Source organism: Leifsonia sp. Y862 (assembly GCF_057669585.1).
Map to the genome: position 1 here is coordinate 76,480 of NZ_JBYHFR010000001.1, position 25,795 is coordinate 102,274.

Genomic DNA, 25,795 nt, shown 5'->3' on the forward strand with positions numbered 1-25,795 from the left:
GGCGCCGGGTGCAGAAGAATGGATACGTGACTGTTCCACTGATCGACCTCCTGCGCGCTGACCTGACCGCCGCCAACTATTCCGTGACCGCCCTGACCGGGCTGTGGGGTGTTGAAGCGGATGCCGCGCTCCACCGCAATCAGCGGGTCCCTGCCCAGCGTGCGCTCGCCGCCCTCCGGCAGAAACTGGGCCGCCCAGAGCGGTCTGCCACGCTTGCGCAGCTGTTCGTGCTGGCGCGTCCGGTCACCCGCGGCGACCTCGCCGCCGCCCTGCCATCGCTCGGCGTCGCAGGGGCCGTGGAACTGGGGCTCGTCGCATCCGCTGAGAATGACAGCACCGACAGCACCGACAGCACCGACAGCACCGACAGCACCGACAGCGCCGGTCGTGCCGACAGCGTCGTCAGCACCGACGACGACAACGCGCTCCTCCGCCCGCTGCTCGACCTCCGCCCGTACAGCTTCATCGACGCGCACGGTGCCGGCAGCTGGTGGATCGCCTCCGACCTCGGCGAGCTCGCGCTCGGCCACGAGCTCGGCGAGAACCACGTACTTGGGGTTGGTGGCGCATCGCTCACCCTGGCTGGGCTGGTGCTGCCGACATCCGTTGAATCGGCACTCGATCTTGGTACCGGATGCGGCATCCAGGCCATGCACGCTGCCCGCCACGCCGACCGGGTCGTCGCCACCGATATCTCGGAGCGCGCGCTCGAGCTGGCCGCGTTGAATGCGCAGCTGAACGGCATCACGAACATCGAATTCCGGCTCGGCAGCCTATTCGAGCCGGTCGCGGGGGAGCGTTTCGACCACATCATCTCGAACCCGCCGTTCGTCATCACCCCGCGCACCGAGGGTGTGCCGAGCTACGAGTACCGCGACGGCGGCCTGGTTGGCGATGCGATCGTCGAGGCTGTCGTCACCGGCGCGGCCGACCATTTGACGCCAGGCGGCGTCGCCCAGCTGCTCGGCAATTGGGAGTACCGAACGGATGTCGACGCCTTCGACCGGATGACGGCCTGGCTCGATCGCCCGGAGTCTGGGAACCTCGACGCGTGGATCATCGAACGCGAAGTCGAGCTCCCGACCGAGTATGCAGAGACCTGGATTCGCGACGGCGGCACCCGCCCAGACACCCCCGACTTCGACCGGCTGTACAACGCCTGGCTCGACGACTTCGCCGCGCGCGACGTCGCCAAGGTCGGCTTCGGCTACATGTTGCTGCGGGCACCGGCAGCGGCGTCGGCGGCAGCATCCGTTGCCGCGCCGTTCCGCCGCCTCGAGCGCCTGCACGGCTCGCTCGGGCAGAACTCCTCCGGCCTCGGCGCGTACCTGGCCGACTGCCTGGCTGCACGCGACTGGCAGGCTGCAACGGATGACGCCGCCCTGTCACACGCGCACCTCACGGTCGCACCCGATGTCACCGAGGAGCGCCACTACTGGCCGGGCAACGATGACCCCACGCTGATGACCCTCCACCAGGGCGCCGGATTCGGTCGGTCGGTTCCGCTCGACACCGCCCTCGCCGCCTTGATCGGTGCGTGCGACGGTGACCTCAGCGTCGGCGCCATCATCGGTGCGCTCGCCCAGCTACTCGAGGTCGATGAGGATGCGCTGGCTGACGATCTGCTGCCGCGCCTCCGCGATCTGATCGATGACGGGTTCCTGCGTCCGCCGACCGAGTAGTCGGTAGCGACCCGCGACGGAGCGGGTTCGTAGTTGAGGAACCATCGCGGCAGGCGGCAGGCGGCAGGCGGCAGGCGGCAGGCGGCGGGCGGCGGGCGGCGGGCGGCAGGCGGCGGGCGGTAGTGTCCGTTAGGCAAACGGCCTTCGTGACTTCGGGCTGGGCGCGGGGTATTCCCTCAGGCGCGCGATAAAGCACGCGCCTGAGTGAATATCGCGCGCCCAGACTTAGCTGCGCGCCGAAACAAGCATTCACGTGTTCCACCATGCCGCGCCAGCGGTTCGACACCGCTCGAAACCGATGAGCTGATCGGGCTGCGGAAGAGTCACGTCGCCCGCGACGCCGATGCAAATAGTCCTTGCGCACGAGCGTCATAGCGTTGGACGGGAACATTCGGCGCCACGCGTGAGCACGAAACCAGCGCTCAGTTCATTCCAATTCGGCTCAGGTCAGTTCAGCTGCGCGAGTGCTCGATGGCATCGTCAACGTCAGAATCACTGTACCCGTCCCACAGGAGGGACTCCCGAACGTACAAGTCCGCGCGCTTCTGTCGGCGGGCCGCTCGATTCCACGCGCGAGTGACAATCCAAGTGGAGGCGAGTCGATAGACGAGGAAGATGACGACAAGCGCAACAGCAAGGGCGACCGCGCTCAGCACCGACCCCGCGAATTCGCCGACCACTCCGGAGAACCCCATCGCAGAGATGGGTGCACTGACCAGAATCCGAACGCCAGTATCCATCAGTTCCCCCCTCAGGTGGCCTCAGCCTACCGAGGGCCGCACCTCCGAATACTCAATCCAGCGGATTCCACACCAATTGTTCATCCGATATTACGAGCGGTTACAGGGATTCATCGCTGGACCAGACGGTAGAAAGCGCGCCGGCGCCCTCCTTTTCGGTGCCCTCTTCGTCGGTGCCCTCTTCGTCGGTGCCCTCCTTCTTCGGTGCCCTCCTTTGTCGGTGAGGAGGCGGCCGGGCCGCAGCCATTTATCCAGGTGGGCAACAAGCGATGGGTCTAGAACGGCGGGATGCTCGTGTCCAGTTCGGCCGTGACGATCACAGCTGCTGGTTCGGCCGGAGTTCCTATCCCGATCTGATGCTCGGGTTCGGTGTCGTAGTTGTGGCCGGTTGGTGATGTCCAGTGCAGGATGCCGTCGTCGTTCTGGCTGACTTGCCAGCCGATCTCGTGTTTGTCACGGTGGTTCTTCGCGCAGAGGCAGGCCATGTTCGTGAGGTCGGTCTCGCCTCGCTGGCCGTTCTCTTTGAACGGGACCGTGTGGTCGAGGTCGGACTGTCTGGCCGCCCGGTTGCACCCGGGGAACCGGCAGGTTGCGTCCCGTAGCTGCAACACCGTGCGGAGATCGGCGGGTGGCCGGTAGCGGTCCCGCCCGACGGAGAGGAACGCACCGGACTCTGGATGGGTGAGGATGCGAAGGAAGCTCGTCGCGTCGCCGACAAGTTCTTTGGCGGCGTCGAGGTCGATCGGCCCGTAACCTTCCAGCACGGCGGGCTCGTCGCTTCGGCCGAGGAGTGTCAGCGCCGGAACTAGGAGGACGACGTCGGCTTTGATGCCGCGGGTACCGCCGTCGGCGTCGAGCACCAGATCGGCGAACGCGTCGGCCTTCAGCTGCGTCAGCGTGCGGGATTCGTCTGGGCCCTGCAGGCTCATCGCGAATTTGGTCGCCCGGGTGACGATCGCCTGACCCTGCGCCGCCGGAAGGAATGCATTGACCCAGCACATGCCGTCGCGGGCCGGTTCGAAGAAGATCGCCCGGTCTGCGACGCTGCGCTCGTGCCGGATCGTGATCGATTCGGCGTTGAGTCGTTCCCGCACCCTGCGGGTCTTCTGCGCGAACTTCGACACGGTGAGCCGGCCGGCGTCGGGCAGTACCGCCGCTTCGAGCGCTGCCGTGTGCTCCGGGGAGAGCCCCGCCGTCTGGTCCACGAGGGTGCTGGCGTGCCGGTAGCTGATCTCCCCGGTCTGCAACACACTCAGCGTCGCGGGCAGCTCGTGCACGAGGATGCGGCTGACCGCGATCATCGTTTCCATCGTGCGTTCAGGGATACGCAACGCGCAGGCCAGTTCGGTCACCAGCACGCGTTCGTTGGCCCAGGCCTGTTCAGCCAACGGCACTGTGATTGGGGCGGTAGTCAGGGACTCGCTGGTCATACGAGCCCGGTCGATTGCGACGGCTCGTGCCGCGGCGGTCGTGGCGAGGAGGCGGTCGAACCTGGCGACCTCGTCGACTTCTATTCCGAGTTGTTTCAGAAGGGGGTTCATGTCCTGAATTATCCTCGGCACCACCGACACTCTAAGGTGGCAGAAATCGACTCTGATCTGCGATTCTGCTGTGGATAAGTGCCAGGAGCGACGCCCTGTGGAGGAGCCTGTCGCGCACCGGGCAGGGGGGTCTCGAGACGCTCGCTGGCGCTCGCTCCTCGACCAACGGAAGGGATCAGGCGCGAACGTCGAACCCTGCCTGGTCGGTCGGCTCCAGCTCTGTCACGACCAGTGACGAGACCTCCGCGGCCTGCGGGCCACCGTCGAGCCACTCCAGCATCGCCGCGACCGCAGGTTCCGTGCCCTCGATCTCGATCTCGACGGTTCCGTCTGGCAGGTTGCGCGCGTATCCGGAGAGGCCGAGGCGCACGGCCCGTTGCTTGGTCGTGTACCGAAAACCCACGCCCTGAACCTGGCCATGCACAATCACATGTCGTCTGATCACCCACCCATTGTGCTCCGCTTCTGCCACGCGGGGCTGCCTGCGCTACTCTGCCGCCGAGAACGTTCCCGACGCCAGGAACGACCGCAACTGCGCGGTGGGAGGAGCGAGGTCGAAGCCCCTGGCTGCGACCCAGTCGTCCGAATAGTACGAATCGAGGTAGCGGTCGCCGCCGTCGCAGATCAGGGTGACGACGCTTCCGGTCTCGCCGGCGGCGAGCATCCGCTCAATCAGCTGGAACGATCCATACAGGTTGGTGCCCGTCGATCCGCCGGCTTGAATGCCCATCACGTCGGCCAGCAGGCGCATGGCGGCGATGGATCCGGCATCCGGCACCTCCAAGACCTCATCGATCACGGCGGGAATGAACGACGGCTCCACCCGCGGGCGCCCGATGCCTTCGATGCGTGAGGCGATACCGGTGATGTCACGACACCGCTCTGCCCACGCCCTCGCAAAGACCGAGCCCTCTGGATCGACGACCACGACTCGCGTGCGCGCCTTACGGTACTGGCAGTGCCGGCCGATCGTGGCGCTCGTGCCGCCGGTGCCAGCCCCAACCACAATCCAGCGTGGTTCAGGGAAGCGCTCGCCGGCCAGCTGGTCGAAGATCGCAGAGCCGATGTTGTTGCGGCGCCAATCGGTGACAACGGATGCGTTGGTGAATTGATCCAAATAGAACCAGCCGTCCCGCGCGCCCAGGCGTTCTGCCTCCGCGTAGACGTCATTCGGGTCAGCGATGAGCAAGCAGGTGCCGCCGTACTGCTCGATGAGCGCGAGCTTCGACGGGCTGGTGGTCGCGGGAACAACGGCCACGAAATCGAGCCCGAGCAGCTGGGCGAAGTACGCCTCAGACACGGCGGTGGAGCCACTGGATGCTTCGACCAGCGTCGTGTTCTGGTCGAGGTCACCGTTGACGAGGGCGAAGGTGAGCAGGGAGTGCGCGAGGCGGTGCTTCAATGAACCCGTTGGATGCGCCGACTCGTCTTTCAAATAGAGGTCGATACCCCAGGAGGCGGGGAGGGGGAAGACGCGCAGCGGGGTCTCGGGGAGGGCGGGAGCTTCGCCTGAGAAAGCGGCAGCCCGCGCGGTGCCAGCCGCCGTACCACCCGCGGTGCCAGCCGCATCAGCATCGAGTTTTCGGAGGGCCTCTGTCACCCAGAGGTGAGTATCGGAGAGCATGGTGGAGCAGTTCCTTCCGGCTCGACATTCCGATACCGCAGCGGATACCGCAGCGGGTACCGGTTCGTCACAGACCAGTCTTCTCCGAGTCGATGTTTCCCGGGACTGCTGTCAACGATGCCAAATGCTCGCTATTAGAACAACGGCCAACTTCTTTCGCAACTCATAAGAATTGCTTATGGCCGGGAAATCGCTCAGACGACGGTGGCCAGCTCAAGACCGCGGGCAGCGGTGCGCAGCGCGTCGATGGTCTGCCGCACGCCCGGCACCCGCATCAGCGAGTGCGACGACACCACGCGCACGGTGCGGAGCGGCGCAGGGGAGAGCTTCCGCAGCAGCATGTCGGAGTCGGGGCGGGCTGCGGCCAGCATCAGATCCGTCACCATCGCGACCCCGAGGCCGGCGGCAACGAGCCTCTGCAGGGCGACGTAGTCATCCGTTTCGAAACCGATGTCTGGCTCGAAGCCGGCCAACTCGCACGAGTTGACGAGGTTGCCGCGGCACGAGGGGCAGCCGGCGATCCAGCGGTCGTCGCGGAGATCGTTCAGGGTGACCCTGGTCTTGGTGCTGGCCGGGTGCGAGCGGGGGAGCGCCACATAGACGTTCTCTTCGAGCAGATCGGTGCTCACCTCGTCGGCGAAGACGGTCGGTTCTGGTTCATCAAGCGAGCTGCCGGAGGAATAGTGGTAGACGACAGCCAGGTCGCAGTCGCCGTCGCGGAGCACCTCGAGCGAGCGGCCCGGCAGCGCTTCAACGAGGGTGAACGAGAGCCCTGGATGGGCCTGCGAGACGGCGGCGAACGCGCCAGGCAGCAGGGTTGCCGCTGCGCTGGCGAACGAGGTGACGCGCACCTGCCCTGAGCGCAGCCCTGCGACAGCCTCAACTTCGGCCCTCGCCAGCGACATGGTCGAGAGAACGGATGCCCCGTGCCGCACGAGCACCTCGCCGGCGCTGGTGAGGTGCACACCCTTGGTCGTGCGGGTGAGCAGCGGAGTGCCGAGATCTGCCTCAAGCTTCTGCAGCTGCTGTGTTACGGCAGGTTGCGAATAGCCCAGTTCGCGCGCGGCGCCCGACAAGCTGCCCGCCGAGGCCAGTGCCTGCAACAGTTGCAGATGCTTGATTTCGATCATCACTGCAGTGTAGGCGGGCGCGGATATAAGCGGAGTGAATGCCGGAGCAAAGTTTTTAGCTATTGTTCGAATAGTGGCTCTTTGCGATGGTTGACCACATTCGGTCGATGGTGATCAGTGAGTCAACCAGGAAGCTCGAGAACGCGTGCGGGCGTTGCCCGCCATTTTTTGACCACCACCAGGATGGAATCCTTCATGATCAGGACAAGAACTGCCGGTCGCACGGTCGTCGCCACGGCGCTGCTGGGCGCCGCAGCACTATTGCTCTCTGCATGCGCGCCGGCCAGCAGCAGCTCTTCGAACACGGCCGACCTGGTGGACACCGGGGCCGAGATCGACGCAATCACCGTTGCGCTGCCCGGGTCACTCAGCAATCTGTATGTGGGCCAGGAAGCCGGCATCCTGAACTACTACGTCGCTGCGATCTCGCAGGAGGGCCTCGTCGGCCTCGACGCCGATGGCACCGTGGTGCCAGCGCTCGCTGAGAGCTGGACCCAACCGGATGACGTCACCTACGTCTACGAATTGCGTCACGACGCGAAATTCCAGAACGGCGACCCGCTCACCGCCGAAGACGTGGTCTTCAGCATCGAGCAGGCACAGGATGAAACGACCTCGCCTGGCCTGTCGTATTACCTCTCGGACATCACCTCCGCAGCGGTGACCGGCGAGCACCAGGTGACGGTCACGCTGAGCGCTCCGAACGCCGCCTTCCTCACCAACCTGAGCGTGGCAGGCGCCCTCTTCGTCACGGAGAAGAGCTTCTGGGAAGCCAACGACGGCAAGGTCGGCACCGCCGAAGCCCTAACCCTCGGCACGGGGCCGTACCAGGTCACCGAGTTCGCGCCGGATTCGCACGTCACCCTGGAGCGCGTCGACACCTGGTGGGGCGAGCTGCCCCGAGTGAAGACCATCAACATTTCGTTCATCCCCGACGACAACACCCGATTCCTCGCGGCGCAGAAGGGCGACGTCGATGTGGCGTTCAACGTTCCGCTCACCTCGGTGAAGCAGTGGGAGTCCCTCGACAGCCTCCGCGTCGAGTACGCCAACGACCTCTCCTACGTCGGTCTGAACTTCGACCTCAACGTGGCACCGTTCGACGACCCGAAGGTGCGCGAGGCGATCGCGTACAGCGTCGACAAGAAGTCGACGGTGGCCAGCCTGCTGCGCGGTCACGGCGAAGTCGCCACTGCGATCATGACGCCAGAATCCCTGAGCAAGGCATACGGCGCCGACGAAGCCCGTGCCAAGCTGGCCGAGATTCCGCAGTACGACTTCGACCTCAAGAAGGCCAAGGCGGCGCTCGCCGCCTCCGATCACGCCGACGGTTTCACCGCGGAGATCACCTACCCGTCCACCGGTCCCCAGCTCGGCACCGCGGCCCAGGCTCTGGCCGAGAACCTCAAGGACATTGGCGTGACCCTCGACGTGCGCGAGGTGCCGATCGAGGAATGGCTGGCCACTCTCGGCGACGGCGAGCACGGCGTCAGCTTCATGTGGTACTTCTCGACCACCGGTGACTCTGCCGAGGTTCCGGAATACCTCCTCGGCCCGGAGAACCTGTCGAAGTACAACAACGCCGACGTGCAGGCTCTGCTGACCGCACAGCGCGTTGAGCAGGACCCGGCGGCCCGTGTCGGCCTGCTGATCGAGGCCGAAACGCAGCAGGCGACCGACATCGTCAACGTTCCGCTCTGGTGGGGACAGTCCGCAACCGCGTTCTCGTCCACGCTCGGCATGGACGCCGTCACCCCGTTCGCCTTCTTGTCGTCCTGGCCGACCGCGCTCTTCGCCGGCAAGTAAGCGCAGCAGCATGATGACGACCACCCAGACGCACGTACCGTGGGGAGCCCCCCTTGCACGGATGCTTGTGCTGCGCGTGCTGGGCACGGTCGCCATTTTGTTCGTCATCTCGATTCTGGTCTTCGGGCTGTTGTATCTGGCCCCCGGCGACTTGGTGAAGAACCTGACCGGTCGGCCGGCATCCGCTGAGGTGATCGCGTCGATTCGAGCCCAGTATCACCTCGACGACCCGCTCTACCTGCAGTACTGGCACTGGCTGACGCAGGCGCTCAGCGGCAACTTCGGTGAGTCTGTGCGGATGCAGGCGCCCGTTGCGGACGTCATTTCGTCGCGCATCGGGCTCACGCTCGCGCTCTGCCTGCTGTCGTTCGTCGTCGGCGTGATCGTGGCCGTGCCGCTCGGCGTGCTGAGCGCGGTGCGGCCAGATGGCGCACTCGACAAGTCGGCGACGACGGTCTCGCTCGTCGGGCTGAGCGCTCCGTCGTTCGCCATCGGCCTGCTGCTGCTCTACGGTTTCGCCTACTATCTGCCGCTGTTCCCGGTCTACGGCAGCGGCGACGGCGGGCCGCTCGACACCCTGTACCACCTTGTGCTGCCGGCCATCGCGCTGGCGATCGGGCTGGGCGCGATCCTGATGCGCCTCACCCGCACGGCCATGCTGCGCGAGCTCGAGTCTGACTACATCATCTTCGCCAGGGCGCGCGGCCTGCCAGAGCGGCGGATCCACGCGCTGGCGCTGCGGAACGCAGCCATCCCCATCACGACGGGTGCCGGTCTGGTGCTCACGTACCTGGTCGGCGGCACGATCCTGGTGGAGACGATCTTCGCGCTGCCGGGCCTTGGAACGCTGCTGCAGTCATCCGTTCTCTATAAAGACATCGCCGTGGTGCAGGCGCTCACGCTGCTGATCGCCGTCGTGATCGCCGTGATCACCCTGCTCGTCGACCTCAGTTACCTGCTGCTTGATCCGCGCGTGCGAGCGAAGGAGCTCAGCCGATGAGCACCCCCATGGTTATTCAGCGTCGCATCGCGGGTGCCGGGCGCCGCATGCCCGGCAGCCTCGCCGTCTCCGTCGTCATCCTCGCCCTGTGCGTGCTGGCCATTGTGCTCACTCCGGTGATTGCAGCGGATGCCACAGCCCAAAGCATCCTCGACTCACTGCTGCCGCCCGGCAGTCCAGGCCACCTGCTCGGCACCGACGAACTCGGCCGCGACATCCTGCAGCTCACCATCGCCGGAACCGCGTCGGCGCTCGTCGGCCCGTTCTGCATCGCGCTCGGCTCGATGGGCATCGGCATCGTGCTCGGCACCATCGCCGGCTACCACCGCGGCCCGCTCGATTTCGCCATCGGCCGCGGCGTCGACCTCGTGATGGCGCTGCCCGTGATGCTGCTGGCCATCGTGGTCGCCGGCATCTTCGGCAGCGGCTACTGGATGACCGTGCTACTGCTCGTGCTGCTGTTCAGCCCGTCAGACGTGCGCATCGTTCGGGCCGGCGTGCTGGAGCAGGCTCCGCTGCCCTACGTCGAGGCGGCGCTGATGCTGTCGCTGTCGCGCTGGCGGATCATGTTCCGCCACATCATCCCGAACGTTGCGCCACTCATCATCACCAACCTGCTGCTCAACACCTCGATCGCCCTCGTGACGCTGTCGTCGTTGTCGTTCCTCGGCGTTGGCGTGCGACCGGGCACGGCCGACTGGGGCCGCCAGATCGCCGACGGCCGCGCCATCATGCTCGACAATCCGGCCGCTGTCGTCGTGCCATCGCTGCTCATCATCCTCGTCGCCTGCTCCATCAACCTCGTGGGCGACTGGCTCGGCAAGGTCATCACCCAGAGGGGAGCGCGATGAGCGCCGAGATCGTGCCTGAGGCTGTGGCCGAGGCTGTAGCTGAAGCTGAAGCAGTGACTGAAGCGGATGCCGCTGCCGCCGCCGTCTCCCGACCAGGCTTCACTGGCGTAGCTGTACAGAACCTGCGCGTCACGAGTGGCGCTGGCGTCATCGTGCACGACACGAGCTTCACCATCGAGCGCGGACAGAGCCTGGCGATCATCGGGGAGTCCGGCTCTGGCAAGTCGATGACGGCCAAGGCCATCATGGGACTACTTCCCGGCAATGTCAGCGCGACGGGGTCGGTGTCGTTTGCCGATTTTCGGGCCGTGCTGCCGGCATCCGCTGCCACCTGGAAGCAGGTGCGCGGGGTGCGCGCGGTGCTCCTGCTGCAGGACCCGTTCACCAGCCTCAGCCCGGTGCACCGCTGCGGCGCACAGATTCGCGAGAGCATCGAGGCGCGGGTGGCCAGGAGCGATGAGTTCGCCGGAAGCACGCGCGAAGCGGTGGCCAGCGCGATTGAGCTCGAGGTGCTGGAACGGCTCGCCGAAGTGAGTCTGCCGGAGCGCGTCGCCCGAATGTACCCGCACGAACTCTCCGGCGGCATGCGCCAGCGGGTGGCCATCGCCGCCGCACTGGCGACCGAGGCCGACCTGCTCATCGCCGACGAACCCACCACGGCACTCGACGCCTCAAGGCAGGGCGAAGTGCTCGACCTGCTGCGCAGCCTCCAGATCAAGCACCGGATGTCGATGTTGCTCATCTCGCACAACCTCGGTCTGGTCAGGGGTCGCGCCGACGACGTGCTCGTGATGCGATCGGGCGAGATCGTGGAGCGGGGGAGCGCCGCCACCGTGCTCGCCACCCCGGCCCACCACTACACGCAGGCACTGCTCGCGGCGAACCCGAGCCTGGATGACCTCGACCTGGGGCGCGAGGCTGACGTAGGACTCCCGCTGGTCGAGGAGACCGGCCACGGCCGTCTCGAGACCCCTGGTTCGCTTCTCTCAGTGCACAACCTCTCCAAGGCATACGGATCGCACCGTGCCCTCGACGACGTGTCCGTTCGCGTGCAGCAGGGCGAGATCGTGGCGATCGTGGGGGAGAGCGGCTCTGGCAAGAGCACGCTCGCTCGCTGCATTGCCGGGCTGGAGCGCCCCGATGCCGGAGAGATGGTCTTTGATTCAGCTGAGCTGCCGGCCGGGCGTCGTCACCGCACGCCGTCCCAGATCCAGATGGTCTTCCAGGATCCGTATTCGACGCTCAACCCGATGATGACCGTCGAGCAGACCCTGGCGGAGGCGCTGCGTGCCGCGGGGCGCGGCAAGGACGACGTCGGCGCACTTCTCGACACCGTTGGGCTCGACCGTTCCCTGGCGACGAGGCGACCGGCCAGGCTCTCAGGGGGACAGCGGCAGCGGGTGGCCATTGCGCGTGCGCTTGCACCGGAGCCACGCGTGCTCATCTGCGACGAGAGCGTGTCAGCGCTCGACGTCTCTGTGCAGGCGCAGATCCTGGATCTCCTCGTCGACCTGCGCGAGAAGCTCACCCTGTCGATCCTGTTCATTTCGCATGACCTGGCCGTTGTCGGGCAGATCAGCGACCGCATCTATGTCATGAACCAGGGCCGGGTGGTCGAAGGGGGAAACACCGCGAGCGTGCTGACCTTCCCCGCCGACATCTACACCCGCCAGCTGGTTGCCGCGGCCCGGCGAGAAAGCGAGTAACCCGATGACTCCCATCAGCATCGCGAGTGAATCCGGCACCGCGAGTGAATCCGGCACCGAGAGTGAAGCCGGCACCGTGAGTGTCGCGCCCAGCGAGGCGGCCGCTCGCTACGAGAGTGCCGCGAACTACGAGATCGACGTTGTCGACGTGACGGCGGGCATCCCGACAGAGGTCGCTGCGCTACTCACCGGCTCCCAGTTGGCCGGTTGGGAGACTCCGCGCGCCTACTACCGCCCAGAGGTCGTGGTGGTTCGCGATGGCGAGCGTATCCTGGCGGCGGCGCTCGTCTCCGGCCGGCCGCACACCGCCTACCGCAAGATCGTCGATGTCGTCGTGCCGGCAGGGCAAGACGCCGAAGCGGGCGAGACGAACGCAGCAGCAGCAGCCGAAGCCTCCGCAGCCGTCGGCACACTCCTCACCGCCATTGCAGCGGATGCCGCCGCGCGCGCCCTCGTGTCTCTCAAGTTCGAGCTGCACCCCTGGCACCCTGCAGCGACCGTTGACCTCCTCGTTGCCCAGCTCACCGCGGCAGGCTTCACGGAGTTCGCGGCTCCGCTGGCGTCATCCGTTGGCACGCTCGGCGGGGTGCGCGGTTTCGTGCGCCTGACCGACGCGTGGCCGCACACCGAGCTGCCGTACTACGGGCAGACCACCGACTTCACCTGCGGGGCCGTCGCTGGCCTCACCGCGCTGGAGCGGCAGGGCCTCGCGCCGCTGACCGGCGCGCCGGCGTCGGAAGCCACGGCCATCGAGCTGGCGCTGTGGCGGCAGGCCACCAACTTCCCGGCCTGCGAACCACTCGGACTCGTCGTGGCGATGACCGAACGGCTGCGCGCGGCCGATGCCGGCGTGGAGCCGGAGGTGCATCTCAGCACCACGGAGCCGATCTTGCTTGAACTCGGTGCGGCAGAGGCCAGCGGCCTGCGCGACCTCCTGCAGCAGCAGTCACTGGAGCGGGCGATGCAGCTGGGCATTCCGGTGCACCGCGACTGGGTGGACGTCGAGCAGATCGCCGTGCACCTGGCAGCGGGCGACGGTGTGCTGCTCCTCATCGACGAGCGCTACATGCACGACGACGAGACGCCGCACTGGGTGTTGGCCCACAGCATCCGCGGGGAACACGTTCTGGTGCAGGACCCGTGGATCGATGCAGAGGGCGGCGAGACCTGGGTGGATGCGCACGAGCTGCCGCTGTCGCTGGCGAACGTTGACACCATGGCTCGGTATGGCAGCCCGGAGTCTGAGTATCGCGGGCTGATCGTGCTTCCGGCCGCGCGCGGGTAACTGCGCGGGAGAGGACTTGTGATCAGTCAGTCGGCGTTTAGCGCCGTTTCTTCGACTTCGACTGGTTGTAGCGGATGAAGTGGGCGCGCACCGAGAAGGCGCCGCCGATCAGCAGCAGCACGCCGGCGACCGGAATCAGAATCTCCACCGGCACGATGCTCGCGATGGCGTTGACGACGAGTAGCAGAACCGCGAGGGAGCTGAAGGCGAATCCGGCGATCGCGCAGGTGTCGAATGACCAGTGCTTCACGAAGTGGCGCATCCCATCGGGGTTAGAAATCTTGGGGGTCGAACGAGGTTCGATGCACGGTGTTGTGCGCCTCTCACGGTATCAGCAGCACCTGATGAGGAACCGCACATCACCCAGCAGGAAGACAGCGGGCCGGCGTAGCGTGATACCGACCGAACCGGACAATCGTTCATCGAAGGATGCGTTGCCATGAGCACAACCGACAGCCCCGAAGTCCTCGCGCACGCTCCAGCCCAGCTGCACCGCCACGAGATCTTCCAGACGAGCGTGATGAGTGCCTTGCTCGACGGCGTGTATGACGACGAGCTCACTGTCGCCGAGCTGCTCACCCACGGCGATTTCGGCATCGGAACCTTCAATGCGCTCGACGGCGAGATGATCATCCTCGACGGCGAGTGCTTCCAGCTCCGCAGCGACGGCACGGTGAGCACGCCAGAGCCTGGTGCCCGCACGCCGTATGCCGTCATCACGAACTTCGCGCCGGGCATCCGTCGGGAATTGCCGTCCGGCAGCCTGCGCAGTGAGGCGTCGGAGATCATCGATCACATGACGGTGTCGGAGAACTACATGTATGCGCTGCGCATCACCGGCGATTTCGAGTGGGTGCGCACCCGCACCGTGGTGAAGCAGAGCAAGCCATATCGGCCCATGACCGAGGCAACGGATGACGACGCCGTCGTCCAGTTCGACAATGTGCGCGGCACGGTTGTCGGGTTCCGCACCCCGCTGTATGAGACAGGAATCTCGGTGCCGGGGTGCCACGCGCACTTCATCGACGATGCCCACGATCGCGGCGGTCATGTGCTCGACTTCAAGCTGCGCAGCGGGGTGGCCGAGCTGTGCCTGGCGACCGACCTGCACCTGCGCCTGCCGATGACACCCGCGTTCCAGGAGGCGAACCTGGCGCCGGATGACCTCGACGCGCAGCTGCAGAAGACGGAGATGCACCGCTAGGGCTCTTTGGTGGGTGAGGACGCCGCTTAGATCAGCGCGCCCGTTGTGGCGCGTCGCTACCGCTACAGCGGGCGCGACGACCCAGAACGGTCGCGGCGAACACTCCGCGGCGAACGCCCCTTGGCGGGCTTCGACGGACTAGCGCGACGCCCAGACCCCGAGTTCGTTGCCGCTCGGATCAGCGAAATGCAACCGTCTGCCTCCGGGGAACGGATATGGAGCCTGCACGATCGTGCCACCGGCGCTGACGATGGCATCCGCCGTCTTGTCGAGGTCGTCGGAATACAGCAACACGAATGGGCCCCCATTCGGTCGCGGCTGATCGGCGACAAGGAGTCCGCCTACCTCCTCGCCGTCGTTGGCGGATGACGCGATGCCCGCGTATTCGGGGCCGTAGTCAACGAAACGCCACCCGAAAGCCTCGGTGTAGAAAGCCTTGGCAGCAGCAAGATCCGTGACGGTGAGTTCAACGTAATTGAGTGTGTGGTGCTCTGGGCTGGGCGTCATGCCTACACGATAGCGTCCGTCATCGGGTAGGCACTCATCGGAGCTGGCGATTGGCCGTGCCGTCGACAGCTTGAGCGGATGTCGCGGCAGTTCGAGCGGAGAAATTGCGAATCGCCGGGGCAAGACGCCAGTCCGAGACGGCGTGTTGGAAAAACTCCGCCTGAACGTGCGTCGGCAGGTTCGGCCGGTCGGGACCCCGGCTGCGCGACCGACCGCGGCTGCGCGAGCAGCCGCAAACGCGGCTACGCGACGGGCGCGAGCCCCGCGACGAGGGTGGCGTCAGCGGATGCGACGGCCGGCTGGTTGGGGCAGGTGTCGAGAACGCGGGTCATGGCTTCCTTCTCCGCGGGAGCAACCCAGAGGGTGTAGGCCGCCTTGACCGAGATCTGGCGGGCGACGTAGGCGCAACGCGATGACTTCGCCGGGGGCAACCAGGTCGCCGCGTCGCCGGCACCCTTCTTCAGGTTGGCCGTGCCGTCGACGGCGATCAGGTTGAGCGGGTCGTTGGCCAGCGACAGCCGCTGCTCTGCGGTCAACTGTTGCGCGCCGGTCACCCAGGTGTTCGCCAAAGCGACGATGTGGTCGATATGAATGGCCGACGACGTGGTGTTGCCGCGCACGAAGTCGATCGACGTGATCGTGTACGGATCGAGCAGGGTGCCGCTCAGCACCTTGCAGTCGCTGCCAGTCACGATGTCGGTGAGGTCTCGGGTGAGGATGTCGTTGCGGGTGTCGCAGCCGTTGGCGTCGACATCCGCCCATGGCTTGCCGTACTCGCCCTCGCGGTCGTAGCCCGTCATGGGGCTCTTTCCCTTCACCGGCAGGGTGGCCAATACGTCAAGCGCGCTGCCCGGATCGCCGACAACGATCGGAGCGACCGGGTCGACTGCGCCCGGCTCAGCCACGGGTTCAGGGGACGAGGTGGGGATGGTGTCCGATTGCGCACCGGGGGAGCCATGCTGGGCGCCAACGGATGGCTCGTTCTGGGTGAGCAGATCACCGGATGCCACGCCAATGATCACGATGGCCACGGCTACGACGAGCGAGATGAGGGTGGTGCGAGTGCGTCGTGGACGCCGGGATGAAGTTCGGGTGGCCACGGTTCTCCTTGCTAATGCGACCCAACAACGTTAGTAGACGCGGGCCCCGTCGTCGGCCAGGCACGCCAGCTACGGCGACCCTCACTCCAGACGGCAGCGCCCTCTGCGCTCCGCAGGGGTCCTCCGACCCATGAGGGAGAGCTAGACGACCGGGTACTTGAATCCCACGTGCGACCCCACAAACCCGAGACGTTCGTAGAAGCGGTGGGCCTCAATCCGCGCAGCATCCGAAGTGAGTTGCACCAGGCTCGAACCCATTGCTGGGGCTGCGCTGTCGGTTACCCAACGCATCATGGCGCCACCAATTCCAGTTGAGCGCAGGTCGCTCTGCACCCGCACGGCTTCGACGAGCAGTCGGGTTGTGCCGCGCCTGGCCATGCCCGGAATTCGCGTGAGCTGCATTGTTCCGACAGGAGTGTTCGCGGCGTTCACCGCGACGAGAAGATCGTTCGAGTCATCCGCGATGATCTCCTCCAATGCCGAACGGTACGCATCCCGGTCGCCGGCGCCGGCGACATCGCCGCGAGAGCGGCTGATCGAGTCGTCGGACAACAGCACCAGCAGCGCGTCGAGATCGTCGGCAGAGGCCCGCCGCAGCGTCACGGCTCCCGCCCGGCTCTCAAGCGCGACAGGAAGCGGGAGGTCAGACAGCATGGTTGTCATTCTTGCAGGGCGAAACGGATGCCGGGGAACCGCCACATTTCGACGATTCCCCGGCATCCGCTGTCGCGTCTGCTCTAGCGTGTAGCGCTCGTCGTCTCCTTCGCGGCGAAGCAGGCGATGCCCGCGGCGAGGACCGTGAACGCAGCTGCTCCGAGGAACACCCAGGAGAATCCGGCCGTCAGGGCTTGCGCTGCCGGCTCTCCGGCGGCCTCAAGAGCGCCGGTGCGTGCCGTTGCGACGGAGGCGAGGATGGCGAGTCCAAGGGCGCCGCCGATCTGCTGGCTGGTGTTGACGAGTCCTCCGGCCAGTCCGGCCTCGCCGCCGTCAACTCCGTCAACGGACAGCTGCGTTCCGGTGACGAACGCGCCACCGAGGCCGATGCCGATGAGGATGCTTGGACCGAGGATGTGGATGGCGAACACGGCGTCGCTCGGTGCGGCGGCGAGCCAGACGAGTCCGCCGGCCAGAACCACGAGCGAGCCGACAAGCGTGGACTTCACGCCGAGCGAGTTGACGATGGTTGGCACGAAAGCCGCCACGACGACGAGGGCGCCAGCGAGAGGAAGCTGGGTCAGTCCTGCGGTGAGGGCGTCGTAGCCGAGTACGGCCTGCATGTAGACGGAGAGGGCGAAGAAGAGGGCGACCATTGCTGCTCCGACGAGCAGCATGACGAGGTTGCCGGCCGAGAGGTTGCGGGGTTGCCGAAGACCGTCAGTGGAACGAGCGGTTCTGCCGTACGGCGCTCAATGAGCACAAACGCGATCCCGAGAACGATCGCCGCGATGGCCAGGCCGATCGTGAGCGGGTGCAGGAATCCCACCTGTTCGACGGCGCTGAGCGCTCCGACGGCGGCGACGAGTGCGCCGGTGATGGTCGCGGCTCCCGGGTAGTCAAGGCGGGAGGGAGTGCTCGCTCGGTCGCGGCTGATGAGTGACGGAATCAGGGCAACGACGATGATGCCGACGGGCACGTTGACGTAGAACACGGCTTGCCAGCCGATCGCTGCGGTGAGCACTCCGCCGAGGAGAACGCCGGCAGCGGAGCCGATGCCTGCCACTCCACCCCAGATGCCGAGGGCTTTGGTGCGGTCCTTCGCGAGGGGGAAGAGCTGGGTCACCAGGGCGAGGGCCGCGGGGGCGAGCAGGGCAGCGGATGCGCCCTGCAGGGCGCGTGCGCCGAGCAGCATGCCGCTGCTCACCGACAGGCCGGCCAGGGCGGACGCGGCGATGAAGCCGACGGTGCCGATGAGGAAGAGCCTGCGGTGGCCGTAACGGTCGGCCAGTCGGCCGCCGAGGAGAAGCAATCCGCCGAACGGCAGCACGTACGCGGTGATGACCCAGGCCAGGGCCACGGTGTCCATGCCCAGCTGCTCGCCGAGGACGGGGAGGGCGATGTTGACGATGGACGCATCGAGCACGACCAGGAATTGTGCCAGGGCGAGGATGCTGAGTGCGAGCCAGCGCCGGGTACTCCGGACAGTGGTCGTAATGGGCGGCGGGGCAATGGTGCTCATGATGGGTGCTCCTTGTTTGGAGGGGATGCTGCGGGAAGGGATCCTCTGGGAGGAGATGCTGTGGGACGAGATGCTGTGGGACGAGGTGCTGTGGTGGCAGACGTGCTGCAGGGCGGAGTGCGGTGAGAAACGGATGCTGCGGAACGGGCTGCGGCGGGGGTCAGGCTGTCGCGGGCCGCGTCAATCCCAGGCACCGAGCATGATCACGATGCTGAGAGTGAGCACGCTGAACACGACCCACCATGCTGTGCGCTCTGTGCCTCGAGGGTTGGGGGCGGTGACGTTGGTGGTTGGTGTGCTGGGGCCGATGTGTGTCGTCATGGTCGTTCCTTTTCTGGTTGTGGGTGTCTCGGTGTTTGGGTGTTTGGGTGTCTGGTTGTGGACGTGGTGCAGCGGTCTACGACCACTGGCTGAACATGGCGATGACGATCAGTGCGAGGGGAGCCAGGGCAACCCAGCGCATGGTGATTTCGTTCTTCATGACGTTCTCCTTCCGTAACAATCAGTGGTGAGAGTGAATGGTCACTCACTCTTTTGGGCAAAATAAAACGAGGTAGCGGCAATCTCGATCACTCGGGGTGGCGGATGCCGTGCGACAGGATCGCGGCCCAGGCTTCGGGCACTTCGTCAATACGGGCCGACACGATGAGGTGGCAGAGCTGCCCGTAGGCAATGAAGCGTTGCACGGAGTCGTCGTCGGCGCCCGAGCGCGCGGCGGCGAACTTCGTCACCCTGGCCAGGCCGGCGCGCAATGCGTCGCCGACCTCTGGGATATCGGCGACCGACTGGGCGTGCACCTGCAGCGTGAGCAGTGTGCGATCCCGAATCAGCTGTGCGTAGGCGTCGCCCATCGCAAAGAGGATCGAGTCGGGCGTCTGATCTGCTGCGCCATCGGCACCGATCCCGAGTGTCGTCACGATCTGGTCGAAGCAATCCTCCAGGGCTGCGACAAACAGGCGTTCCTTGCTGGGGAACAGTTTGAAAACGTACGCGGGCGAGATCTTCGATTCGCGAGCGACGTCGGCGATGGTGGTGCCGTGGTAGCCGCCGCGGGCAAACTCTCGAACGGCGCTGGCGGCGACGAGGGGCTTGCGCACCTCGGCGGTGGAGAGAGTCGAGCTTCGAGTTGCCATGAGAGTGACTGTACACTCACTCTTTCTGCTGCGCAAGCCACAATGTGCAAATCTGGGGTCGCAGACGACGGAGGGGAGGCATCCGCTGCCTGAATCACGCGAAACAGGGGCCAAAGTCAAAAAAGTGGGTCGTAATTTCCCCTCTCAATTGGGATAGACAACCCGTCGAGGCGTAGCCTGAACTGACAACGCGTCACGGCATCGCCTGAACTTTTGTCACGCGCGCCCCGTTTGGGGTTCGCCAGCTCCCGGAACCTGTCGCTAGATTCGACTCAGTCCCGCGTGAGCGTTTATCCAGTTCCGCGTGATTGACAACAAGACCCAGGGGGAGTGACGTGACGCAAGCCCTCTCTATGCGCCAGCGTTGCCCCGGGCAATCGGTCATTGAAGAGTTGCTGCGACTGCAGGACGAAGCTCCGTCACAGTCGCGCGTCGCCCGCATGTTCGGGCGCACGCCGCTCGCACCGGATGCCATGGCGTGGTACCTCGGCGCCAAAGGCGAAATCACCGTCGGCGGGTTGCTCACGAACCTGCCCCCGGAGTGGACCGTTCTGCACGCGCTGCCGGTCGGCAACCGCGGCTCGGACATCGACCACATTGTCGTGGGTCCTGGCGGCGTCTTCACGATCAATACCAAGCACCACAGGGACAAGAAGGTGTGGGTTGCCGCCGACACCCTGCTGGTCGACGGGCAGAGCCGCCGTTACATCCGCGACGCTGAGTTCGAGGCGACGCGCGTTGGCGCCTTGATTGAGAAGCGGATGCCGCTTCCCGCCCCTGTGCAGCCGATCCTTGCGTTCGTCGCCCCAGCCCAGCTCACCATCCGGGAGAAGCCGGTGCAGGTGAAGGTGCTGGAGTCGTGGCAGCTGAACCGCTGGCTGACTAACCTCTCGCCCGTGTTCACCGAGCCGGAGCAGGACGAGATCACCTCGATCCTGGAAGACCCGACGACGTGGGCTGCTGTCGTTTCGACCGTCGATGCAACGGTCGATGTGCGCGCCGCTGAGGGTGCTCGCGGCGAGGCATCCGCTGACGTGATTGTGGGTTCCGGCGCTGCGCGTCCTGAGGCGAGTACGACGGCAGGTGACGATGCCTGGTCTGGGTTCCCCGCACTTGACCTCGACGATGATGATTCTGATCACGACGGGTCCGACGTATCGGTCGGACTCATGGCCGCGTTCGAGCGACTGGACGCAGAGATTCGCTCCGCCGCCACGCGGCGCAAGGGCTGGAGCGTTGCCGGCTACGCGCTGCTGGTGCTCGTGCCCGTCTCCGGCCTGTGGTGGCTGGGCGACCTGCTGACCGGCGTCGGAAACTAGCTCTTTCCGCCGGTTGAGTTCCGCTGGTTGAGGAAGCCCGCCAGGGCGGTCTCGAAACCGGCATCCGCTGGTTGAGGAGCGCCCGAGGAACGAGGTCGCGTCTCGAAACCCGAGCCCGCGACTTCCTGCGTCCCTACGACATGTAATGGACCACCCGGGGAGCTTCATCAGCCGACCCGCTGCCGAATTGCTTGAGTGCTTCACGCACGGGCGACCCAGGTTCGGCGCAGTAGGTCACAAGCTGCTGCCCAGTGTCGGCGATGTGCAGCATTTGACACTCGAAGAAGAAGTCTCCGCGTTCGGGAATGGTCAACTTCTTGAGGACCGGTGGATGCGTGTGGGGTTCGCGTGATTCCCAGAGCCGTCGGAACCGCGGCGACACTGCCAGCAATTCCGACGTGAGCGTTTCAATCTCCGCAAAGTCGCCGTAGCGGAGAAATGACGAGCGCAGGTCAGAGACGAGTATCTGGGCGAATGCGAGCGCAGAAGGGTCCTCCCAGTGCGGGTGGTCGGCGGGAGCGCGGAACATCCACCGAGCGAGATTGCGGTCGCCGGGCGGCATCCGCGTGAGCTCGCCGATGAAGTGGACGGCGAGGTCGTTCCAGGCGAGCAGGTTCCAGGCGGCGTCGACGACATAGGCGGGAACCTCTGGCATGTTCTCGATCAGGAAGCGGACTGAGGATGAAACCGAGTTGGAGGGTCCGTCGGCTGCCGATGCGACATTGCCCGCCAGACGAAAGAGATATTCGCGCTCGTCGCGGGTGAGCATCAGCGCGCGGGCGAGCGCAGCGAGCACCTGAGCGGATGCGTGTGATCCACGACCCTGCTCGAGTTTGATGTAGTAGTCAATCGAGATGCCGGCAAGCTGGGCGACCTCTTGTCGGCGGAGGCCCGGGGTTCGGCGCTGGCTGCCGCTCGGCATTCCGACGTCTGCCGGTGTCAGCTTGGCGCGCTGTTGCCGGAGAAACGCACCGAACTCTGCTTTCGTCGTCATCCCCTCATTCTCCACTGCTCGGTGTCGAGAGGGCATCGGGGAGGGTGGTACGGGTTGTGCCAGCCTCAGTCGGCCCTCCCTGAAATCCCGAGCGGCCCGCACAGTGAAGGCATGAAGAAAATTGCATTGATCACAGGCGCTAACAAGGGCATCGGATTTGAGACGGCTCGCCAGCTCGCGGAGAACGGCATGCTCGTTCTGGTGGGCTCGCGAGACGCAGAACGCGGGGAGGCTGCGGCGGCCGGGCTGCGGGCAGACGGCCTCGACGCGGTCGCGGTCCAGCTCGATGTGACGGATGACGCGTCGATCGCCCACGCAGCCGAGCGCATCGGCAATGAGTACGGCCGCCTCGATGCTCTCGTCAACAACGCTGGCATTTATGCGGAAACCACTCCCAGCACCACGAGCCGCCACGTGATGCGCGAACTGTTCGAGACCAATGTCTTCGGCATTGTCGCGGTGACAAACGCATTCTTGCCGCTGCTGAGGAAGTCGGACAGCGCCCGCATCGTGAATGTGTCGAGCGAGATCGCGTCGTTGACGATCATCTCCGATCCAGAGAGCTATATGTACGAGATGCACGACATGGCCTACCAGGCATCCAAGGGGGCGGTGAACATGCTGACCACGATGTATGCCAAAGAACTGCGCGAACAGGGCATCAAGGTCAACGCTGCGATCCCGGGGTACGTGAGCACGGATCTCAACGGTGGCACCGGCTACAGCACGCCCGCTGAGGGTGCGTCGGCCAGCGTCGCTCTGGCGCTCCTCCCTGACGACGGACCCACCGGGTCGTTCTGGGGCTCCCTCCTGGCGAACCAGCCCGGAGAGAAAAGCGTCGCCCCGTGGTAATCGCCGCACACTAAGACGCGAGAGCCACGAGCCAGACAGGGGTGTCTCGAAACTGCTCCTTCCGGTGGTTGAGGAAGCCCGCCAGGGCTGTCTCGAAACCAGCATTCGTCGCTGCGAGCTCTGCACTCACGTCGCCGAACTGACCACGCCCAGAGGCACCGAGAGTCGCCGTTTCCACCCAGAATCGCTGTTGCAACGGCGACTCTCGGTCGCAACGGCGACACTCGGCGGAGCCGGTGCCGGTTTCGAGACGCGCCCTCGTTCCTCGGTCGCTGCTCAACCAGCGGGGGAAGTGCTACAGGCCGAACGCGGCCAGCGCCTTCGTGATCTGCTCGTGCGCCTCACTGTTGCTGATCGTCGCCTCTCCGTCGCCCGGCTGGTCGCCGTAGTCGCCGAAGCTCGCGTGGTTGGCGCCGTCGATCTCGACGAAGGTGGTGTTGGCGGGGAGGAGGTGGGCGGCATCCGCTATCTTCTCCGGCGTGCTGAGGCCGTCGTCGGTGCCGCCGATGCTGAGCACGTCAAGGTCGGAGTCGCGGAGGTCGTTGGCGCAGTAGCTGCCGAACAGTACGAGGCCGCTCACCTCTGGTGCGTCGGCGAGCTGGCAGGCCCGCACTCCGCCGAGAGAGTGGCCGCCGATGAACCAGGTGGAGACATCCGCCACGTCGTCGGTGAATGTGGAGAGCGGACGGGTGTCGAAGAACGCCAGATTGAGGGTCGGCTTCGTGATGACGACGGTCGCGCCGCTCTCGGCGACGATGCCCGACAGCACATTCATGTACGCGTACGGGTCGACCTTGGCGCCGGGGATGAAGACGAGTCCGGTGCCGGAGGGGTCCTCGGTGGGCGAGAGGATGACGGAGTGGTCGGTCGAGGTGATCTCCACCGCCGGGTTGCGCCAGACCTCGAGCGCCGCAGCGCGGTCGCCCTGCATGACGATGTTGGCCCACGCCAGCACGCCGATGACCAGGAGCAGCAGCACTGCGAGCGCGGCGCAGGCGATGAGGACGATTCGACGACGGATGCGAGTGGCTGAAGTAGGCACGTGGACATACTCTCACCTCGGTGCAGGAACTACGGGGAGTCGCCGGGTGTGGTCGGGGATATGCGCGGGTCGGGGTCGGAATCTCTGTTGGGATCTGGATCGGGGTTGGCACCCGTGGACGTGCGTACTGCGTCGGCCAACTCGAGCGTCGCCTGTTCGACGGCATCCGCGAGGCTCGGGTCGACAAGCGGCAGGAAGTGCCCGGCGATCGGCAGCTCAACGTTGCGCGCTCCCGTAAGGGCACTCTTGCTCGGAATGTGCGGGTCGAAGTCGGCGTAGATCGACACGATGCGTTGGTTGACGTCCTGCTGGGCAAGCAACTCCATCACGACCTCGTCGCGGGGCGAGAAGTCGCGGAGGATCCGGGACGGCATGAACCGCGCGTACGTCGACCCGGAGAACGGCGTCGAGATGGCCACCATGCCGACGATGTTGAGCGGAGCAGGAGCAGGGGCAGGCTCGGCGTCCGTTTCGTGCGGCGCGGCATCCGTTTCCCGCAGTGCAGCCGAATCCGGCACCAAGCTCGCGTCGTGCAACACGACCGCGTCGTCCGGGTCGGTTGCCGCGGCGAGCATCAGCTGCTTGCCGATGAGGCCGCCCTTGCTGTGCGCCAGCAGGATGAACGTGTCCACCCCCTGTTCGGTCTGCAGCTGGCGCAGCGCGTCCTCGACGATCTCTGCTGAGCGGCGGATCGGCATCCGGTTGAAGGCGAGTTCCGGCACGGAGAACACCCGGTATCCGAGGGAGTTCAGCCGCAGCGCGAGCGGTTCGAGAAAGAACCAGGTTTCGAAGACGCCCGGCAGCAGCACGACCGCGGGGCGGGCCGGGTCGCCGTGCGTGAAGTGCGCGGGAACGTCCCGGTGGAACAGCGAGCGCGCCTGCTGCAACCCGGCGTAGGCGTAGTCACGCCCTCGCCACCCGAGCTGCCGCAGGAGATTCATGCGGGCTGCAGATGTTCCACAATGAGGTCCGCGGCGCAGACGCCGTCTTTGACCATGGTTTCGTGGCCCCTGCCCTCGATTTCGGCCAGGCGGGCATTCGGCAGGAGCGCCGTGACTTCCGCAGCCCAGTCGTGTGGGCAGACCGGGTCGCGCAGCCCGCGAATCACCAGGGTGCGGGCCTGAATGTGCGGCAGCGTCGCCTCGATCTCGTGCGCCATCATGCTGCGCAGCTTCTTCGCGAACCAGCGCGGCCCCGCTTTGAGATAGTTCTGGATGCCGAGGGCGAGCACGCGCGGGTCGTCGTTGTAGAGGTCCTGCACCATCCGCCACGCCTGAAGCCCGATGCTTCGCTCATGCCGGTTGACGGTCGGCGCGATGAGCACGAGTTCATCGAACAGGTCGGGGCGCTGCCTGGCGGCTTCGGCCACGACCTGCGTTCCCATGGAATGCCCGACGAGCACCGGATGCTCGAGTGCCAGCGCCTCCACGAATTCCACGAGCACCCGACCCAGCTCGGCCATGCTCATGTCGTTGTCTGGTTCGGGGGAGTCGCCGAAGCCGGGAAGGTCGATCGCGATCACGCGGCCGTACGGTTCGAGCGCATCACGCAGCTCGGCGAAGTACGACGTGCCCATGCCGATGCCGTGCACCAGCAGGAAGAGTGGAGATGCGGGGCTGGTGAAGACGGCGATGTCGGGGAAGTTGGGATCGTCAGCGGAGTCGCGAGCAGTATCGGCGACGGCGGAGTCTGTGAAGGCGATGTCGTACTCGCCCACCCGCACCCGTCGCATCGCCATCTCACCATCATCGTGCATGACGGCAGCTGAGGGGCAGCTGTGGACGAACGCGATGCGCGGCGGCGGTCGCGCGGGGGCGGACAGGGCTGACCCGCGGCGGATGCGCGGCTGTTGCGCTGCATGCGCCGCTCGCGGATGTCGCGAATACAGGATGCCAGGGCGAATTCGGGCGGCTTCTTCCTGTTTTCGATTACAAATGGTCGATTCGTCCTGTTTTGGCGACGGGCATTGGCACGAGCAGGCACGCGGTCAACGCCAGCGGCGGGTGTTCGCGGCTAGCGGCATCCGTTTCACTTAGTCCGCATGTTTCGGAACACGAAGGCGAGGAGAATGGTTACAGTCGTTGGTCGCCTGGGCGGCCGCAA

27 protein-coding genes are annotated in these 25,795 nt (G+C 65.8%); 9 read left to right on the forward strand and 18 right to left on the reverse strand.

The genetic code is table 11. The features are described from left to right. Positions 1 to 26: 26 nt before the first annotated feature. Positions 27 to 1,682: a DUF7059 domain-containing protein gene (locus tag AC25Z0_RS00375; RefSeq protein WP_488131898.1), complete on the forward strand. Its 1,656-nt coding sequence runs from the start codon at positions 27 to 29 to the stop codon at positions 1,680 to 1,682. Between the two features lie 452 nt (positions 1,683 to 2,134). Here AC25Z0_RS00375 and AC25Z0_RS00380 read toward each other — a convergent pair whose 3' ends face one another. From AC25Z0_RS00380 to AC25Z0_RS00400, 5 genes are all read right to left on the reverse strand, one after another. Beyond that, positions 2,135 to 2,422 (reverse strand): hypothetical protein, encoded by a 288-nt coding sequence (locus AC25Z0_RS00380; protein WP_488131899.1) that lies wholly within the window; start codon positions 2,420 to 2,422, stop codon positions 2,135 to 2,137. Between the two features lie 275 nt (positions 2,423 to 2,697). Beyond that, complete coding sequence (locus AC25Z0_RS00385; protein ID WP_488131900.1) at positions 2,698 to 3,963, reverse strand: HNH endonuclease signature motif containing protein; 1,266 nt, start codon at positions 3,961 to 3,963, stop codon at positions 2,698 to 2,700. Positions 3,964 to 4,138: 175 nt separating this feature from the next. Beyond that, positions 4,139 to 4,408, reverse strand: coding sequence for an acylphosphatase (locus AC25Z0_RS00390; protein WP_488120875.1), 270 nt, complete (start codon positions 4,406 to 4,408; stop codon positions 4,139 to 4,141). A gap of 42 nt (positions 4,409 to 4,450) precedes the next feature. Beyond that, the gene (locus AC25Z0_RS00395; protein ID WP_488131901.1) at positions 4,451 to 5,587 is read right to left on the reverse strand and encodes a PLP-dependent cysteine synthase family protein; all 1,137 of its coding nucleotides are present in this window, start codon (positions 5,585 to 5,587) and stop codon (positions 4,451 to 4,453) included. 194 nt (positions 5,588 to 5,781) lie between these two features. Then, positions 5,782 to 6,717: a LysR family transcriptional regulator gene (locus tag AC25Z0_RS00400; protein ID WP_488131902.1), complete on the reverse strand. Its 936-nt coding sequence runs from the start codon at positions 6,715 to 6,717 to the stop codon at positions 5,782 to 5,784. A gap of 195 nt (positions 6,718 to 6,912) precedes the next feature. Between AC25Z0_RS00400 and AC25Z0_RS00405 the strand changes: the two genes are divergently transcribed. The 5 genes from AC25Z0_RS00405 to AC25Z0_RS00425 are packed head-to-tail and all read left to right on the forward strand — an operon-like array spanning position 6,913 to position 13,365. Further along, positions 6,913 to 8,523 carry an ABC transporter substrate-binding protein gene (locus AC25Z0_RS00405; protein ID WP_488131903.1) on the forward strand — a complete coding sequence of 537 codons (1,611 nt, stop codon included), beginning with the start codon at positions 6,913 to 6,915 and terminating at the stop codon, positions 8,521 to 8,523. A gap of 10 nt (positions 8,524 to 8,533) precedes the next feature. Next, the gene (locus AC25Z0_RS00410; RefSeq protein ID WP_488131904.1) at positions 8,534 to 9,523 is read left to right on the forward strand and encodes an ABC transporter permease; all 990 of its coding nucleotides are present in this window, start codon (positions 8,534 to 8,536) and stop codon (positions 9,521 to 9,523) included. Continuing rightward, positions 9,520 to 10,374 carry an ABC transporter permease gene (locus AC25Z0_RS00415; protein WP_488131905.1) on the forward strand — a complete coding sequence of 285 codons (855 nt, stop codon included), beginning with the start codon at positions 9,520 to 9,522 and terminating at the stop codon, positions 10,372 to 10,374. Before AC25Z0_RS00410 ends, AC25Z0_RS00415 begins: the two co-directional genes overlap by 4 nt. After that, the gene (locus AC25Z0_RS00420; RefSeq protein WP_488131906.1) at positions 10,371 to 12,080 is read left to right on the forward strand and encodes an ATP-binding cassette domain-containing protein; all 1,710 of its coding nucleotides are present in this window, start codon (positions 10,371 to 10,373) and stop codon (positions 12,078 to 12,080) included. Before AC25Z0_RS00415 ends, AC25Z0_RS00420 begins: the two co-directional genes overlap by 4 nt. Before the next feature lie 4 nt (positions 12,081 to 12,084). Next, the gene (locus AC25Z0_RS00425; RefSeq protein WP_488131907.1) at positions 12,085 to 13,365 is read left to right on the forward strand and encodes a peptidase C39 family protein; all 1,281 of its coding nucleotides are present in this window, start codon (positions 12,085 to 12,087) and stop codon (positions 13,363 to 13,365) included. A 37-nt stretch (positions 13,366 to 13,402) separates the two neighbouring features. Here the strand turns inward: AC25Z0_RS00425 and AC25Z0_RS00430 are convergent, their stop codons facing one another. Further along, positions 13,403 to 13,615 (reverse strand): hypothetical protein, encoded by a 213-nt coding sequence (locus AC25Z0_RS00430; RefSeq protein WP_488120883.1) that lies wholly within the window; start codon positions 13,613 to 13,615, stop codon positions 13,403 to 13,405. Positions 13,616 to 13,804: 189 nt separating this feature from the next. Between AC25Z0_RS00430 and budA the strand changes: the two genes are divergently transcribed. Next, a complete protein-coding gene (budA, locus tag AC25Z0_RS00435) occupies positions 13,805 to 14,569 on the forward strand; it encodes an acetolactate decarboxylase (RefSeq protein ID WP_488131908.1) in 765 nt (254 codons plus the stop codon). Positions 14,570 to 14,707: 138 nt separating this feature from the next. Here the strand turns inward: budA and AC25Z0_RS00440 are convergent, their stop codons facing one another. From AC25Z0_RS00440 to AC25Z0_RS00470, 7 genes are all read right to left on the reverse strand, one after another. Continuing rightward, positions 14,708 to 15,076, reverse strand: a complete 369-nt coding sequence (locus tag AC25Z0_RS00440) for a VOC family protein (protein WP_488131909.1) — start codon at positions 15,074 to 15,076, stop codon at positions 14,708 to 14,710. A gap of 242 nt (positions 15,077 to 15,318) precedes the next feature. Beyond that, the gene (locus tag AC25Z0_RS00445; protein WP_488131910.1) at positions 15,319 to 16,176 is read right to left on the reverse strand and encodes an HNH endonuclease family protein; all 858 of its coding nucleotides are present in this window, start codon (positions 16,174 to 16,176) and stop codon (positions 15,319 to 15,321) included. A gap of 141 nt (positions 16,177 to 16,317) precedes the next feature. Further along, the gene (locus AC25Z0_RS00450) at positions 16,318 to 16,830 is read right to left on the reverse strand and encodes a GNAT family N-acetyltransferase (protein ID WP_488131911.1); all 513 of its coding nucleotides are present in this window, start codon (positions 16,828 to 16,830) and stop codon (positions 16,318 to 16,320) included. A gap of 83 nt (positions 16,831 to 16,913) precedes the next feature. Next, the gene (locus AC25Z0_RS00455; RefSeq protein ID WP_488131912.1) at positions 16,914 to 17,486 is read right to left on the reverse strand and encodes an MFS transporter; all 573 of its coding nucleotides are present in this window, start codon (positions 17,484 to 17,486) and stop codon (positions 16,914 to 16,916) included. Next, positions 17,411 to 18,352 carry an MFS transporter gene (locus AC25Z0_RS00460; RefSeq protein WP_488131913.1) on the reverse strand — a complete coding sequence of 314 codons (942 nt, stop codon included), beginning with the start codon at positions 18,350 to 18,352 and terminating at the stop codon, positions 17,411 to 17,413. The genes AC25Z0_RS00455 and AC25Z0_RS00460 overlap by 76 nt, the downstream gene beginning before the upstream one ends. 180 nt (positions 18,353 to 18,532) lie before the next feature. Next, a complete protein-coding gene (locus tag AC25Z0_RS00465) occupies positions 18,533 to 18,673 on the reverse strand; it encodes a hypothetical protein (protein ID WP_488131914.1) in 141 nt (46 codons plus the stop codon). 248 nt (positions 18,674 to 18,921) lie between these two features. After that, complete coding sequence (locus AC25Z0_RS00470) at positions 18,922 to 19,485, reverse strand: TetR/AcrR family transcriptional regulator (RefSeq protein ID WP_488120889.1); 564 nt, start codon at positions 19,483 to 19,485, stop codon at positions 18,922 to 18,924. A 335-nt stretch (positions 19,486 to 19,820) separates the two neighbouring features. Here AC25Z0_RS00470 and AC25Z0_RS00475 point away from each other — a divergent pair, with 335 nt between their 5' ends. Next, positions 19,821 to 20,804, forward strand: coding sequence for a nuclease-related domain-containing protein (locus tag AC25Z0_RS00475; RefSeq protein ID WP_488131915.1), 984 nt, complete (start codon positions 19,821 to 19,823; stop codon positions 20,802 to 20,804). Positions 20,805 to 20,937: 133 nt separating this feature from the next. Here the strand turns inward: AC25Z0_RS00475 and AC25Z0_RS00480 are convergent, their stop codons facing one another. After that, positions 20,938 to 21,798 carry a helix-turn-helix transcriptional regulator gene (locus AC25Z0_RS00480; protein ID WP_488131916.1) on the reverse strand — a complete coding sequence of 287 codons (861 nt, stop codon included), beginning with the start codon at positions 21,796 to 21,798 and terminating at the stop codon, positions 20,938 to 20,940. Between the two features lie 111 nt (positions 21,799 to 21,909). On the opposite strand from AC25Z0_RS00480, the gene AC25Z0_RS00485 reads away from it, so the two are divergent. Further along, positions 21,910 to 22,650 (forward strand): SDR family oxidoreductase, encoded by a 741-nt coding sequence (locus AC25Z0_RS00485; RefSeq protein WP_488131917.1) that lies wholly within the window; start codon positions 21,910 to 21,912, stop codon positions 22,648 to 22,650. Positions 22,651 to 22,660: 10 nt separating this feature from the next. Here the strand turns inward: AC25Z0_RS00485 and AC25Z0_RS00490 are convergent, their stop codons facing one another. The 4 genes from AC25Z0_RS00490 to AC25Z0_RS00505 form a co-directional block, all read right to left on the reverse strand. Further along, positions 22,661 to 22,828, reverse strand: a complete 168-nt coding sequence (locus AC25Z0_RS00490; RefSeq protein ID WP_488131918.1) for a hypothetical protein — start codon at positions 22,826 to 22,828, stop codon at positions 22,661 to 22,663. Between the two features lie 117 nt (positions 22,829 to 22,945). Beyond that, complete coding sequence (locus tag AC25Z0_RS00495; protein ID WP_488131919.1) at positions 22,946 to 23,692, reverse strand: alpha/beta hydrolase; 747 nt, start codon at positions 23,690 to 23,692, stop codon at positions 22,946 to 22,948. Between the two features lie 29 nt (positions 23,693 to 23,721). After that, the gene (locus tag AC25Z0_RS00500; RefSeq protein WP_488131920.1) at positions 23,722 to 24,633 is read right to left on the reverse strand and encodes an alpha/beta hydrolase; all 912 of its coding nucleotides are present in this window, start codon (positions 24,631 to 24,633) and stop codon (positions 23,722 to 23,724) included. Beyond that, on the reverse strand, positions 24,630 to 25,448 hold the full coding sequence (locus tag AC25Z0_RS00505; protein ID WP_488131921.1) for an alpha/beta fold hydrolase: 819 nt from the start codon (positions 25,446 to 25,448) through the stop codon (positions 24,630 to 24,632). The genes AC25Z0_RS00500 and AC25Z0_RS00505 overlap by 4 nt, the downstream gene beginning before the upstream one ends. Between the last annotated feature and the right edge of the window lie 347 nt (positions 25,449 to 25,795).

Bases quoted from the DNA above. Each gene is read 5' to 3' on its own strand.
- AC25Z0_RS00380 (WP_488131899.1), bottom strand. From the start codon at position 2,422: ATGGATACTGGCGTTCGGATTCTGGTCAGTGCACCCATCTCTGCGATG.
- AC25Z0_RS00385 (WP_488131900.1), bottom strand. From the start codon at position 3,963: ATGAACCCCCTTCTGAAACAACTCGGAATAGAAGTCGACGAGGTCGCC.
- AC25Z0_RS00395 (WP_488131901.1), bottom strand. From the start codon at position 5,587: ATGCTCTCCGATACTCACCTCTGGGTGACAGAGGCCCTCCGAAAACTC.
- AC25Z0_RS00400 (WP_488131902.1), bottom strand. From the start codon at position 6,717: ATGATCGAAATCAAGCATCTGCAACTGTTGCAGGCACTGGCCTCGGCG.
- AC25Z0_RS00405 (WP_488131903.1), top strand. From the start codon at position 6,913: ATGATCAGGACAAGAACTGCCGGTCGCACGGTCGTCGCCACGGCGCTG.
- AC25Z0_RS00410 (WP_488131904.1), top strand. From the start codon at position 8,534: ATGATGACGACCACCCAGACGCACGTACCGTGGGGAGCCCCCCTTGCA.
- AC25Z0_RS00415 (WP_488131905.1), top strand. From the start codon at position 9,520: ATGAGCACCCCCATGGTTATTCAGCGTCGCATCGCGGGTGCCGGGCGC.
- AC25Z0_RS00420 (WP_488131906.1), top strand. From the start codon at position 10,371: ATGAGCGCCGAGATCGTGCCTGAGGCTGTGGCCGAGGCTGTAGCTGAA.
- AC25Z0_RS00425 (WP_488131907.1), top strand. From the start codon at position 12,085: ATGACTCCCATCAGCATCGCGAGTGAATCCGGCACCGCGAGTGAATCC.
- budA (WP_488131908.1), top strand. From the start codon at position 13,805: ATGAGCACAACCGACAGCCCCGAAGTCCTCGCGCACGCTCCAGCCCAG.
- AC25Z0_RS00440 (WP_488131909.1), bottom strand. From the start codon at position 15,076: ATGACGCCCAGCCCAGAGCACCACACACTCAATTACGTTGAACTCACC.
- AC25Z0_RS00450 (WP_488131911.1), bottom strand. From the start codon at position 16,830: ATGCTGTCTGACCTCCCGCTTCCTGTCGCGCTTGAGAGCCGGGCGGGA.
- AC25Z0_RS00455 (WP_488131912.1), bottom strand. From the start codon at position 17,486: ATGGTCGCCCTCTTCTTCGCCCTCTCCGTCTACATGCAGGCCGTACTC.
- AC25Z0_RS00460 (WP_488131913.1), bottom strand. From the start codon at position 18,352: ATGAGCACCATTGCCCCGCCGCCCATTACGACCACTGTCCGGAGTACC.
- AC25Z0_RS00465 (WP_488131914.1), bottom strand. From the start codon at position 18,673: ATGACGACACACATCGGCCCCAGCACACCAACCACCAACGTCACCGCC.
- AC25Z0_RS00470 (WP_488120889.1), bottom strand. From the start codon at position 19,485: ATGGCAACTCGAAGCTCGACTCTCTCCACCGCCGAGGTGCGCAAGCCC.
- AC25Z0_RS00480 (WP_488131916.1), bottom strand. From the start codon at position 21,798: ATGACGACGAAAGCAGAGTTCGGTGCGTTTCTCCGGCAACAGCGCGCC.
- AC25Z0_RS00485 (WP_488131917.1), top strand. From the start codon at position 21,910: ATGAAGAAAATTGCATTGATCACAGGCGCTAACAAGGGCATCGGATTT.
- AC25Z0_RS00500 (WP_488131920.1), bottom strand. From the start codon at position 24,633: ATGAATCTCCTGCGGCAGCTCGGGTGGCGAGGGCGTGACTACGCCTAC.
- AC25Z0_RS00505 (WP_488131921.1), bottom strand. From the start codon at position 25,448: ATGCACGATGATGGTGAGATGGCGATGCGACGGGTGCGGGTGGGCGAG.